The 13,096-nt window shown below is 69.8% G+C and carries 11 protein-coding genes; 5 read left to right on the plus strand and 6 right to left on the minus strand.

What is annotated here, in order from left to right:
* The 6 genes from OHA77_RS09080 to OHA77_RS09105 all read right to left on the minus strand — a co-directional run bounded on the left by OHA77_RS09080 (position 1) and on the right by OHA77_RS09105 (position 6,043).
* A complete protein-coding gene (locus OHA77_RS09080; protein WP_406317395.1) occupies positions 1-1,341 on the minus strand; it encodes an APC family permease in 1,341 nt (446 codons plus the stop codon).
* A gap of 258 nt (positions 1,342-1,599) precedes the next feature.
* Positions 1,600-2,808: a cytochrome P450 gene (locus tag OHA77_RS09085; RefSeq protein ID WP_326821082.1), complete on the minus strand. Its 1,209-nt coding sequence runs from the start codon at positions 2,806-2,808 to the stop codon at positions 1,600-1,602.
* A 25-nt stretch (positions 2,809-2,833) separates the two neighbouring features.
* A complete protein-coding gene (locus OHA77_RS09090; RefSeq protein WP_406317398.1) occupies positions 2,834-3,625 on the minus strand; it encodes an ABC transporter permease in 792 nt (263 codons plus the stop codon).
* Complete coding sequence (locus OHA77_RS09095) at positions 3,622-4,566, minus strand: ATP-binding cassette domain-containing protein (protein WP_326821080.1); 945 nt, start codon at positions 4,564-4,566, stop codon at positions 3,622-3,624. The genes OHA77_RS09090 and OHA77_RS09095 overlap by 4 nt, the downstream gene beginning before the upstream one ends.
* 27 nt (positions 4,567-4,593) lie before the next feature.
* Positions 4,594-5,442: a DUF4097 family beta strand repeat-containing protein gene (locus OHA77_RS09100; RefSeq protein ID WP_406315083.1), complete on the minus strand. Its 849-nt coding sequence runs from the start codon at positions 5,440-5,442 to the stop codon at positions 4,594-4,596.
* An 82-nt stretch (positions 5,443-5,524) separates the two neighbouring features.
* Positions 5,525-6,043 carry a toxin-antitoxin system HicB family antitoxin gene (locus tag OHA77_RS09105; RefSeq protein ID WP_406317400.1) on the minus strand — a complete coding sequence of 173 codons (519 nt, stop codon included), beginning with the start codon at positions 6,041-6,043 and terminating at the stop codon, positions 5,525-5,527.
* Positions 6,044-6,612: 569 nt separating this feature from the next.
* Between OHA77_RS09105 and selD the strand changes: the two genes are divergently transcribed.
* From selD to OHA77_RS09130, 5 genes are all read left to right on the plus strand, one after another.
* Complete coding sequence (selD, locus tag OHA77_RS09110; protein ID WP_326821077.1) at positions 6,613-7,605, plus strand: selenide, water dikinase SelD; 993 nt, start codon at positions 6,613-6,615, stop codon at positions 7,603-7,605.
* Between the two features lie 196 nt (positions 7,606-7,801).
* The gene (locus tag OHA77_RS09115; RefSeq protein WP_326821076.1) at positions 7,802-8,548 is read left to right on the plus strand and encodes a helix-turn-helix domain-containing protein; all 747 of its coding nucleotides are present in this window, start codon (positions 7,802-7,804) and stop codon (positions 8,546-8,548) included.
* A complete protein-coding gene (locus OHA77_RS09120; protein ID WP_406317401.1) occupies positions 8,545-11,061 on the plus strand; it encodes a PEP/pyruvate-binding domain-containing protein in 2,517 nt (838 codons plus the stop codon). The genes OHA77_RS09115 and OHA77_RS09120 overlap by 4 nt, the downstream gene beginning before the upstream one ends.
* Positions 11,062-11,340: 279 nt before the next feature.
* Complete coding sequence (locus OHA77_RS09125) at positions 11,341-11,829, plus strand: cupin domain-containing protein (RefSeq protein ID WP_406317402.1); 489 nt, start codon at positions 11,341-11,343, stop codon at positions 11,827-11,829.
* A 226-nt stretch (positions 11,830-12,055) separates the two neighbouring features.
* Positions 12,056-13,084 (plus strand): GNAT family N-acetyltransferase, encoded by a 1,029-nt coding sequence (locus OHA77_RS09130; protein ID WP_406317403.1) that lies wholly within the window; start codon positions 12,056-12,058, stop codon positions 13,082-13,084.
* Positions 13,085-13,096: the final 12 nt, after the last annotated feature.

Consider the following 13,096-nt stretch of genomic DNA (forward strand, 5'->3'; position numbering starts at 1 on the left):
TCACCCGGCGGGCACCTGGCGGCGGGTCACCAACCAGTTGACCACCCACAGCAGGAGGCCGATGCCCATCAGGACACCGGCCCGGATGTAGACCTCCGCGGGCCGGCCCGTCAGGGGGCTGGCAAGGACGAAGGCCAAGGCGGCGCCGATCACGGGCAGGGCCGTCGGCACCCGGTAGTGCGCGTGTTCCACGGTGTCCTTGCGGAGCACGAGGACGGCCACGTTCACGACCACGAAGACGCACAGCAGCAGGAACGCGGTGGTGTCGCCGAGGCCGGCGATCTCCCCCGTCGAGATCAGGGCGATGGCGAGCGCCGTGGTGAAGAGGATGCCGACCACCGGGGTACGGCGGCGCGGATCGACCCAGCCCAGCGCGCGTGGCACCACCCCTTCGCCGGCCAGGCCGTACACCAGCCGGGAGGCCATCATCATATTGATCAGCGCGGAGTTGGCCACCGCGAACATGGCGATCGCCGCGAACAGCTGGGGCGGGAAGCTGATCCCACCGGCCTTGACCACCTCCAGCAGCGGTCCCGACGACTTCTCCAGAACCCGGTAGTCGACCAGGAGCGAGGAGGTGAGGGCGACGAGGATGTAGATCACGCTGGTGATCGCCACCCCGAGGAAGATCGCCCGGGGGAAGTTGCGCGAGGGGTCCTGGGTCTCCTCGGCCATGTTCACCGAGTCCTCGAATCCGACGAACGCGAAGAAGGCCAGGGCCGTGCTGCCGAGCAGCGCGAGGAGCAGGCCGCCTCCCTGGTCGGTGCGGAACTCGGTCAGCCGGGCCGGCTCGCCGGCACCGGTGACGACCGCGTACACGCCGATGGCGATGATCACTGCGAGCCCGGTCAGCTCGATGATCGTGAACACGATGTTGGTCTTCACCGACTCCGAGACGCCCCGGTAGTTCAGCAGCGCGACCGCCACGATGAAGATGACGCCCACGACGACGGCGGGAATCGTGACGAACTCCTCCAGGTAGTCGCCCCCGATGGCGCGAGCCGCCGCGCTCGCCGAGGTGAGCCCGGAGCACATGACCGCGAAGGCCACCATGAACGTCAGGAACGGCGTCCGGAAGGCACGCTGGGTGTAGAGGGCGGCGCCGGCCGCCCGGGGATACTTCGTCACGAGTTCGACGTAGGACATCGCGGTCAGCAGCGCGATGACGAACCCGATCAGGAACGGCGCCCACAGGGCGCCGCCGACCTTGCCCGCCACCTTGCCGGTGAGGGCGTAGACGCCGGTGCCGAGGATGTCACCGACGATGAAGAGGATGAGGAGCTTGGGACCGATGGCCCTTTTGAGGGAGACCGGTCCGGCTTCGGGAACAGGGGGTGTCATATCAGGTCACGTTCCCCCGCAGAATCTCCCGACACGGCAATCAGGAAATCCCCTACCGCCGACGCTCCGTCCGGGCTGCCAGGTGAGCACCGCGAGCAGTCCCGTGCAGCCCGCGGCGGCCACCCCCACCGGCCGGGCGCGTACCGTTCTTCCAGTGCCCGGTCGCCGACCCGCTGGACTAGCACGATCGCCGTGACGACCACCTGGGAGAGGGAGACGGAGTAATCGCCTCCCCAGGCGTCGAACGATTCCGGGCGGCTATTCCTGGTCCCAGGTGACCTCGAGCCGGTGCACGCCATAGATGTTCATGTTGTGGCGCAACGGAACGTCCTCGGCCGGGACGGCCAGGCGGAGGGTCGGGAACCGGCCGAACAGCGCGGGCAGCGCGACCCGCATCTCGACTCGGGCCAACTGCTGGCCGAGGCACTGGTGGATGCCATGGCCGAAGGCCAGGTGCCCGGTGGCCTGCCTGCTCAGGTCGAGGGCGTCCGGGTCGGGGAATTTCTCCGGGTCGCGGTTGGCGGTCTGGACCGCGAGGGTGACCGTCTCGCCCGCCTTGATCAGGTGTCCGTCCAGCTCGACGTCCTCCAACGCCGCCCGGATGCTGGTGTGCGTGATGGTCAGGTAGCGCAGCAGTTCCTCCACCGCCCGGTCCACGCCGCTCGGGTCGGCGCGCAGTGCGGCGAGCTGGTCCGGGTGGCTCAGCAGGGCGAAGGTGCCGAGCGCGATCATGTTGGCGGTGGTGTCGAGCCCGGCACCGAGCAGGAACGCGCCGAGGCCGGCGACCTCCTCGTCGCTCAGGCCGCTCGCGGTCAGCTCGCTGAGCACGTCGTCGGTGGGGTTCGCGCGTTTGGCCTGCACCAGTCCATACATGTACTCCTGCAGCGCGTTCCAGGCCGCGTACATCTCCTCCTGGGAGGTGTCCGAGGAGGTCAGCGCCTTCGCATGACGGTTGAAGGTCACGCGGTCCTCGTACGGCACGCCGAGCAGTTCGCAGATCATCATCGCCGGGACAGGGTGGGCGAATGCCTCGACCAGATCCACGGACGGACCGTGGTTCTCCATGGCGTCCAAGTACTCGGCGGTGATCTGCCCGACGCGTTCGGTGAGCACCCGCATCCGGCGCACGGTGAACCTGCCGGTGAGCAGCTTGCGGTAGCGGGTGTGCTCGGGCGCGTCGATCCCGGTGAGATCGCCGACCGGCGCGGGCGGCAACTCGGTGACGCCCGGAATCGGCAGCGGGAAGTGCATGAGCTCGTACCGGGAGCTGAACCGGGTGTCGGCCAGGACCGCGCGGGTTGAGGCATGGCCGGTGACCAGCCAGCCGACGTGCCCGTCGGGATAGGTCAGCCTGGTGATCGGGTTCGCCTCACGGATCCGGCCCAGTTCCTGTGGCGGATCGAACGGGCAACCCTCGGGGCGGGTGACGGGCAGTGAGTCGACCGGCGAAATCTGTTGGTGCTGCATCGTTTCTCCTTGGCTCAGGTGTGGCTTAGCGGGTGGACTCGCGGTTGAACAGCTTCTTCGACCAGAGGTAGCCGCCGAGCGCGATGACGGCGCACCAGCCGACCGCGATGACGGCGTTGTTCCCGATCGGCGTGCCCAGCAGCAGGCCGCGCAGGGTCTCGATGAGCGGCGTGAACGGCTGGTACTCGGCGAACCAGCGCAGCACGGTGGGCATCGAGTCGGTCGGGACGAACCCGCTGCCCAGGAACGGGAGCAGCAGCAGCGGCATACCGACGTTGCTCGAGGCCTCGACGGTCTTGCTGGCCAGACCGAGCGCGACCGCCAGCCAGATGAAGGCGAAGCTCATCATCACCAGGACACCGATGAGGGCGAGCCAGTCGCCGGGCCCCGCCGACGGCCGGAAGCCGATGAGCAGCGCGACGCCGATGACCGCCGCGATGCTGAGCATCGTCTGGATGAGGCTGCCGATGACGTGTCCGGTCAGGACGGACACGCGGGCGATGGCCATGGTGCGGAACCGGTCGACGATGCCCTCGGTCATGTCCATGGCGATCGCGATGGTGGTGCCCTGGACCGCGGCGGTGATCGTCATCAGGATGATCGCGGGGGTGACGTAGTTGACGTACTCCGCACGTCCGCCGGAGACGCCGCCGAGCCCGGCGCCGAGCGTGCCGCCGAAGACGTAGACGAACAACAGCAGGAAGACGATCGGCATGCCGATGAGCATCAGTGTCATGGACGGGTAGCGCGCCATGCGCTTGAGGTTGCGGCGAAGCATCGTCGCCGAGTCGGTCAGGGCGTACGACACAGTGCTCATCGTGCGGTCACCTTCTCCTTGTTGCCGGTGAGAGCGAGGAAGACGTCGTCGAGGTCGGGGGTGTGCACGCTCAGCGAGTCGACCACGACCGCGTTCTGGTCAAGCCGGTCGAGCAGCGCCTTCAGCGACCTGAGGCTGCCGTCGTGCGATACACGCAAGACGAGCGTGTCGCTGTCGCCAGACACCCGGCCCACGGCGCGCGCGGCGGATTGGAGGTCACGCTCGTCGGCGAACCGCAGCAGGACGTGGCCGCCGGGAATGCGCCGCTTGAGCTCGTCCGCGGTGCCCTCGGCGACGATCTTCCCGTGGTCGAGCACCGCGATCCGGTCGGCGAGCTCATCGGCCTCCTCCAGGTACTGGGTGGTGAGGAAGATGGTGACGCCACCCGCCACGAGCTCCCGCACAATCTGCCACATGGCGCGGCGGCTACGCGGGTCCAGCCCGGTGGTCGGCTCGTCGAGGAAGATCACCTGCGGTGAGCCGACCAGCGTCATCGCGAGGTCGAGCCGCCGCCGCATCCCGCCGGAGTAGGTCGCCGCCGTCTTCTTGGCTGCATCGACGAGGTCGAACTGTTCGAGCAGCTGGGCGGTCCTGCGCCTGCCCGCCTTCCGGCCGAGACGGTGCAGATCAGCCATCAGGGTCAGGTTCTCCTGACCGGTCAGCAGGTTGTCGACCGCCGAGAACTGGCCGGTGACGCCGATCGCGGCACGCACCGCGTCCGGCTCGGCGGACAGGTCGTGACCCGCGATCCGCGCGCTGCCCCCGTCTGCGCGGATCAGGGTGGACAAGATCTTGACTGTGGTGGTCTTGCCGGCGCCGTTGGCGCCGAGCAACGAGAAAACGGTGCCATGCGGGACGTTCAGGTCGACGCCGTCGAGCACGACGTGGTCGCCGTACGATCGGCGCAGTCCGGTCGCCGTGATCGCAGATTGGGACGGCATGGTCATGAGACCCCTTTCGAGATCTGGTCAGGAACGGCGGACGGTGATGTCGCCGAACGACGTGTGCGCGTGGACTTCGACGGTCTGCTCGGACTTCTCCGGTGCTTCGCTGAGACCCTCCAGCGAGTTCTCCACCCGCCCGTATGAGGTGTTCAGGTCGAACCATGCGGCGGTGCCGGCGGCGACACCGATTTCGAGGTGGCCGGTCGAGGTGCGTAGCGTGACGGTGTCGCGCGTGACCTGGCCGACGCGGATGGTTCCGTTGGAGGTCTTGGCCTCCACCATGGCGTCGGCCCGGCCGACGGAGATGTCGCCGTTGGCCGAGCGCACCTGCAGCTCGCCGGCGACAGTGCCGATGTCGGTTTTGCCGTTGGAGTTCTTGATGACGGCGGTGCCGCCGATCTCGCCGATGTGCACGCGCCCGGCGCCGGTGGAGACATCGGCGTTGCCCGCGACTGTTTCGACGGTGATGTCGCCACCGGAGGTGCCCAGTCGTAGCGGTCCGGTCCGGTCGAGGCGGAAATGCCCGACCGACGCCTTGAGCCGGCACTCCCCCAGTGTGCCGACGCCGCGCAGGTCCGCTGCCGACAGGTCCGCGTGCACGTGCGAGCCGGTGGGAAGTTCGATCAGCACGTCGACCGACCTGGTCTTCTTGGAGAAGTCGGCAATGCGGGTCTTCGGCCCACGGACCGTCAACGTGCCGTCGGCGTACTCGACGCGCGTCTTCTGCGCGGCGTCCACATCGGACGCGTCGGTCTCATCGCTCGGCCGCACCTCGACGACGGTGTCGGTCCGATCGCTCGCGATGATCTGCACGTCACCGACGGAGAGCTCAATCGTGGCGAAAATCGGTTCAGGCGTAGCGAAAACAGGCATGGCTATCTCCTCGGAATGGGTCGGAAGTACATCCCCGCTGGTCGGGGATGTACGAAGAAAGTGGTTCTGGGTGTCGGCGTGGCTAGCGAGCCCAGCCGGTGTAACGCTGCGCGCTGCGTTTGCCTCGCCGGTCGGAGCCGTGGTCGCGCTCCGTGGCGCGCAGTACGGTCGAGGCGGCCCGCACCAGCCAGGCGTTGAGCGAGCGGCCTTCCTTGCCTGCCGCCTCCTCGATCGCGGCCTTGAGCTGTTCCGGGAGGCGGACGTTGATCCGTGTCACTGGGCCGTCCTCGAAGCGCGCCGCGGCGTCGTCAGCCGGCACCGCGCCCAGATCCGGGGTGTCCTGGAATGGCTGCTCCGTCTGCTGAACCGTCACGACGAAGTTCGGGTCACGTCCACGCAGGTGCACCTGGACCGAACCGGGAGCCAGGTCTCGGGTGATCTCGTCGGCAGCCGCCGACAACACCTCGAGCAGGGTGAGCCGGATCGCCGGCTCCATCGACACGGTCAATCGCTCGATCAGCACATTGGCGTCACCATCACCGGTCTCGACGGCGGTCAGCAGCTCGCGACCGAGGGAGGCCACATACGGGGTCAAGTCCATGGCATCACTATGGCACACCGTGATGCCACTAACAAGCCATATTGGCACAGATTGGCATCGGTCTGGCTCGGGATGGATGTTCCGCCGATCACGATTGGCAGACCGACTCCGGAACTCGCACGTCAGAGGGGGCGCTCGTCGCACCGATACCCTTCCGACCCGCAGGGCGGAACCGAAGCCCCTCCGAATCGCAGCCGCATTCATCCCGGCCCGGTTCCCGGTCGCCGCAAGACCACGCGCCTCGCGATCATCCTGCTCATCGTTGCCGCACTCCGACTGCGCCCTGAAGGCTCGATGACCGCTGGTACCCACCCCCGGCAGGCTCGCGACAGACACGTGTGAGTCCAGCCCCATCGGTACCCGGGCAAGCAGTGCAGGAATACCGTGTCGCCAGCGGCCTCCAACTGCGGAAATGCCACAGATGGCGGCTGGTGGGGCCAACCTTGCCGGCACCCCGCGACCGGACGGCCCGCGTCCCGTCATGGTGGCACGCGGGTGGACGGGGAAGGATCCGCACAGCGGCCGGACCACCGGCGCCGTGCACACCCGACTTCCCACGAGGGGCACCGATGGAACGACGACTGACGCAGTACGCCCAGGGCGGCGGATGCGCGTGCAAGATCCCGCCGGGTGAGCTGGAGCAGACCCTCGCCGGGCTCGGCGTCACACCGCCCCGCCACGCCCCCGGCGAACTGCTCGTCGGCCTGGAGACCGGGGACGACGCCGCGGTGGTCCGCATCCGGGACGACGTGGCTGTCGTGAGCACCGTGGACTTCTTCACCCCCGTCGTCGACGACCCTTTCGACTGGGGCAGGATCGCCGCCGCCAACGCGCTCTCCGACGTCTACGCGATGGGCGGACGCCCTCTGGTCGCGCTCAACCTGCTCTGCTGGCCCACCGGAACCCTCTCCTACGACCTCGCCCGCGAGGTGCTGCGCGGCGGCGCGGTCGTCGCCGCCGAGGCCGGCTGCCATCTCGCCGGGGGGCACAGCATCACCGACCCCGAGCCCAAGTACGGCATGGCGGTGACCGGTGTCGCCGATCCCGACCGACTGCTCCGCAACGACGCCGGCCGTCCCGGCCTGCCGCTCAGCCTGTCCAAACCCCTCGGTCTCGGTGTGCTCAACAACCGGCACAAGGCGACCGGGGAGAGCTTCCCCGAGGCGGTCGAGACGATGACCCGGCTGAACGCCGCCGCGGGCCGGGCCGCCGTCGAGGCAGGCATCGCGTGCGCCACCGACGTGACCGGCTTCGGGCTGCTCGGCCACCTCTACAAATTGGCCCGGGCCTCCGGGGTGACGGCGGTCGTCGACACGGCGGCCGTACCGTATCTCGCGGGGGCACGTGAGGCCGCACGGGACGGATACGTCCCCGGCGGGTCGCGCCGGAACCTGGACTGGGTGGCGCCGCACACCGACTTCGGGCGGACCGACGAGGAGACCCGCCTGCTGCTCGCCGACGCGCAGACCTCCGGTGGGCTGCTCGTCGCCGGGGAACTCCCCGGCGCCCCGGTGATCGGTGAGCTGATCCCCCGCGCCGGGAGCGTGCTCGTGCTGCGCTGAGCCCTGCCTTGATCCCTGCGCCGGGTCCTGCCCTGAGTTCTGTCCTGCGTGCTGCGCTGAGTCCTCCGGCGCGGCGGCGCGTCCTGACCGGCACCGGACGCCCCTCCCTGGTACTCCTGCCCAATGGTGTGCTATCAATTAAATGACCAAATAAATTCATTTGGTCAAGTTTTGATGGACGGTGGGACGCGGAGCCATGAAGCCACAGGCCAGAAAGGCGGGGCGGCCACCCAAGGACGTCGCACACCACCTGGAGCGGGCGCACCGTATCCTGGACGCCGCGACGGACCTGATCCTGCGCTGGGGTTACGACAAGACCACCATCGAGGACATCGCCCGGCGGGCCGGAGTCGCCAAGGGCACGATCTACCTGCACTGGAGAACGCGCGAGGAGCTGTTCGCCGCGCTGCTGCGCCGGGAGCGGGTCGAGATGCTTGACGAGGTGCGGCGGCGCGTCGAGGAAAGCCCCGGCACGCTGCGCGACCTGCTCGGACTACTGGCCTTCGAGATCGTGAACAGACCCCTGGTGAGAGCGGTCCTGCTCGGCGACTCGGAGGTGCTGGGCAAGCTCACCCGGATGAAGCGGGACGGCGCCGGCATCGGCCTGCGCGACGGTTTCGAGACCTACCTCGGTGCGCTGCTCAGGCACGGCGCCCTGCGAACCGACCTCTCACCCGCCGAACACGTGACCGCACTCGTCTCCGTCCTGTACGGGTTCCTTCTGGTGCCGCAGATGATGCCCGAGGAGTACCGGCCGTCCAACGAACGGCTGGTGGAACTGCTCGCCGACGCCGGAAGCCGCACGATGGAGACCGACGGCCCGATGACGGCGGAGAACGCCCGCGCGATCGCGCGGGCGACCCTGGATTTCGTGGACTTCGCCGTGGAGCGCGCGCAGCAGAAGCTGCGTGCGTCCCTCGGCTCTGAGGAGAATGTGAAGTGAACGTCCTCCCCCTCCCCGACGAGGCGGCCGACCTCGCCCTGACCGGTGGCAAGGGCAGCTCGCTGGCCCGGCTGGCCCGCGCGGGCCTGCCGGTCCCCGGTGGCTTCCACGTCACCACGGACGCCTACCGGGACTTCGTCCGCACCGGCGGCCTGCACGACGAGGTTCTGCGCGCCGTCTCGGACCTGCCGCCGGAGCAGGCCGCCCCGCGGATCGCGGCGCTGTTCGCCGAGCACGAGATGCCGCGGGAGACCGCCGAGGAGATCCTCGCGGCCTACACCAAGCTCGGCGACGACGTGCCGGTCGCCGTACGGTCGTCGGCCACCGCCGAGGACCTTCCCGACATGTCGTTCGCCGGGCAGCAGGACACCTACCTCAACATCCGCGGCGACGCCCTGCTGGACGCGGTCAGGCGCTGCTGGGCCTCGCTCTGGACCGCGCGCGCCATCGCCTACCGGGCCGGGAACGGCGTGCCGCACGGCGACGTGGCGCTGGCGGTGGTCGTCCAGGAGCTGGTGCCCGCCGACGCGGCGGGCATCCTGTTCACCGCCGACCCGGTCACCGGCGCGCGCGACCGCGTCGTGATCAACGCCTCCTGGGGCCTCGGCGAGGCCGTCGTCGGCGGGCAGGTGACGCCCGACACCGTCGTCGTCGGCAAGGCCGGCGGCGACGTCGTCGAGGAGCACGTGGGCGACAAGGCCGTCATGACGGTCCGCACGCCCGGCGGCACCCACGAGGAGCCGGTGCCCGAGGAACTGCGTCACCGCCGCGTGCTCGACCGGGCGCAGGCCGTACGGCTCGCACGGCTCGGCACGGAGATCGAGGAACTGTACGGCACGGCCATGGACGTCGAGTGGGCCGTGCACGACGGGACCTTCTTCATCGTGCAGGCCCGCCCGATCACCCGGCTCAGGCAGCAGGTCGAGGAGTGGAACGACAGCCTGACCGGCGACTACCTGTGGACCGGCGCGAACCTCGGTGAGGCCATCCCCGACGTGATGACCCCCTGCACCTGGTCCCTCGTCCAGATCTTCATCCGCGAGGCCATGTCCACCTCCGCCATGCCCGGCTTCAACCTGGTCGGCAACATCGGCGGCCGCTTCTACATGAACCTGAGCATCGCGTTCTCGATCGCCAAGGCGATGGGCATGGGGAGCAGGCTCGGCGCGATCGAGCAGGTCTTCGGCAAACTCCCGCCCGGTCTGGACGTGCCGCTGCTGCCCGCCTCACGCTGGCAGGTCGCCAAGAGCGTGCTGCCGCTCGTCTTCAGCCTGCGCAGACGGGTGGCGGCCAACGTCGCGAAGATGCCCGGTTTCCTCGCCACGGCACAGCGGCGGTGCACGACGCTGCGCGAGCGGGCCGCCGCGGCCACGACGGCGGACGAGCTGACCACGCTGTGGGAGCGGGAGCTGCTGCCGCACTTCGTCGAGGCCTGCCAGATGCTGGAGGCCGCCGGGCGGCAGGGCGGCGCCGCCCTGGTCCTGACCCGTGACAGGTTGCGCAAGCTGGCGGGCGAGACCGACGCCGAGGCGATGCTCACCGGGGCCAACGCCGACGGAGAGCTGGCCAGCCTCGGGCCCATCGTCGGCCTGGGGAAGCTCGCGAGGGGTGAGATCGACCGGGAGGCGTTCGCCCGCACCTACGGGCACCGCGGCGCGCACGAGTTCGAGGTCTCCCTCCCCCGTCCCGGCGAGGACCCGGAGTGGATCGACGCGCAGCTCGCGGCCATGACCGACACCCGGCACCAGGCGGACACGCTGCTCGCCCGCCAGCGGGAGGCCGGCGAGGCGGCCTGGGAGCGGTTCGAGCGGCGTCATCCCGGTAAGGCGGCGAAGACGCGCGAGCAGGTGCGGCGGTGGAACGCGATCGTCCGCGACCGGGAGAGCACCCGCTCGGAGGTGGTCCGGGCCTTCTGGGCGCTGCGCGCCTTCGTCCAGCGGGCCGGAGAGCTGACCGGGCACGGTGACGACCTGTTCTTCCTGTCGATCCAGGAGATCCTCGCCGTCCTGCGCGGCGACGGCACCCCGCTCGCACGGGTAGCGGTCCGGCGGGCCACCCACGAGCGCTACGCGGCCCTGCCCGCCTACCCCACGCTGATCGTCGGCCGGTTCGACCCGGTCCGCTGGGCCGCCGATCCCGACCGGCGCGGCGACATCTTCGACGCGCGGGGCGGCAGCGCGCCGGTGAGCGACACGGTGACCGGTTTCCCCGGCGCGCCCGGCGTCGTCGAGGGTGTCGCCCGCGTCATCGCCGGACCCGAGGACGGCGACCGGCTCGCTCCCGGCGAGATCCTGGTGACGACGCTGACCAACATCGGCTGGACCCCGATGTTCCCCCGCGCCGCCGCCGTGGTGACCGACATGGGCGCTCCCCTCTCCCACGCCTCGATCGTCGCGCGCGAGCTCGGCATCCCGGCCGTGGTCGGCACCGGCAACGCGACCATGCGGCTACGGGACGGCGACCGCATCCGGGTCGACGGCGAGCGCGGCACGGTGGAGGTGCTGGCCGGTTGACGTGCTCCCCGCTCTGGGGGGGCCGGAGTTCACCGTGTGGACTGGGAGGTTCCCTCGTTGAGGGAGTTCCTCACCGGGTGAGTCTGGCGGACGACCGCCCGGAGCTGGCAGGATCGGCCGAGGTGCCGGCCGGGCGCCGCGACATGCTCGGGGCGCCGAGGGGTGAGCAGGTGCGCCTGGTCACCCCCGGGCCGGTGTTCCCGAGAAGGTCGTGGCGCTCCCGGCCGCGCCGTACGGAGCCCGGGAAACGCGGGTACCAGGCAGGTGAGAGGGCAGATCATGACATATCCGGATCCGATCTACTTCGGCGACAAGGGTGAAATCAATGCGACCTACCGCCCGGCCGCCCATGAACCCGAGCTGACCTACCAGACCGGCAACACGGTGCACTATCTGGCGACGGGGGCCTCCACCAACGGCAATTTCGGTCTCTACCGCTGGGAGATGGGACCGCAGCCCAGCGGCCCCGACCAGCACTTCCATCGGTCGATCTCCGAGTCGTTCTTCATCCTCACCGGGACCGTGCGGATCTACGACGGCACCCGCTGGATCGACACCAAGCCGGGTGACTTCGTGCACGTCCCCGAGGGCGGCGTGCACGCGTTCCGCAACGAGTCGGGCGAGCCCGCCTCGATGCTGCTGCACTTCGCCCCGGGCGCTCCCCGCGAGGGCTACTTCGAAGGTCTGGCGGACTTCGCCGTCTCCGGCCGTCCCAGTGACGAGGAGCTGGCCGCCTTCTACTTCCGCCACGACACCTTCTGGCTCTGACCGACGGCCGGACCGGCAGCGGAGGAGCGTGGGGACGCCGCGATATCCACTGGCCCGTTCACATCCGGACATGGCACTGTATGGCAATGCCATGCCCTGATCCGAGCGCCCGCGATATCCCCCAAGCGGGATCATGAGCTTCGGCAGTTACGCGCGCCAGGTCCGGAATCAGGATCTTCCGTACGGCCGGCGCCACACAGCTCTCAGATGCGCGGTCGAGCGCTACATGCCGTTGGGCTACAACGCGACCTGGGACTACATCACCGGCCGCGCCGGGCGGGTGCGCACGGACGAGGTCGCCCTGCTCCGCGCGCTGGACATCCTGGAGACCAGCAGGGAGGCTCGGCTGGCGGAGACGACGGCGTTCGCGCTGCGCCGTACGGCGGAGAAGCGTGATCGCCGCACCGTGTCCGCCGCCGAGCACCACTACCGGCACGGCTGGCGCTGGCCGGGACCGGACGCGCACGAGGCGATGCACCAGACGGTCCAGGCCCTGTGGGCCCGGCACGAACGGCTGCCCTTCCCGGAGGTGCCGTCCGTGGACAAGGCCGATCTGGCCGTGCTGGACTCGGTCGTCGCGGGCTGCGTATGGACCTACCTGCGCCGGGGCGGATCCCTGCATCCCGACCATCGGGGCATCCTGCGAAACTGCCTGGCCGACCTGCGTGCCGTACGGCTCGGCCATCCCCGGTCCTTCCATGAGGCGTTCACCTACTTCCTGCGGCTGCACAAGATGGCCGAGCTCGTGGCGCACGACGCGCTGCCGCTCGTGCGCCGGGCCTGGCGCGGCGACGCGGAACGGATCGCGGACGTCTTCCTGGCCGCACGCGGCCAGATGACCTACCTGCCGCGCCTGCACACCGACGAGGAGACCAGGGCCTGGATCGCCGGTGTCGTGGTCGCCCGGCACGAGGTGTGGGTGGCCGAACGGCACGGCCGGATCGCCGGGTTCGCCGCACTGGACGGCCAGTGGCTGGAGCACCTGTACGTCGCCCCGGACGCCCAGGGCCACGGCCTCGGCGCGGCCCTGCTCTCCCAGGCCAAGAAGGCCCGGCCCCACCTGCTCGACCTGCACGTGTTCCAGCGGAACACCGGCGCCCGGCGCTTCTACGAGCGGTACGGCTTCACCCCGATGGCGCTGGGAGACGGCGGCGGCAACGAGGAGCACCTCCCCGACGCCCACTACCGTTGGCAAGCCGCCGACGAGCCGCGGCGGGAACCGCCATCACCGAAGCGCCCACCCCCGGCTGCGTGAGTATCCGGGCCG

Origin of the sequence: Streptosporangium sp. NBC_01639 (assembly GCF_045209755.1) — a bacterium.
In the GTDB taxonomy this organism is placed as follows: domain Bacteria; phylum Actinomycetota; class Actinomycetes; order Streptosporangiales; family Streptosporangiaceae; genus Streptosporangium.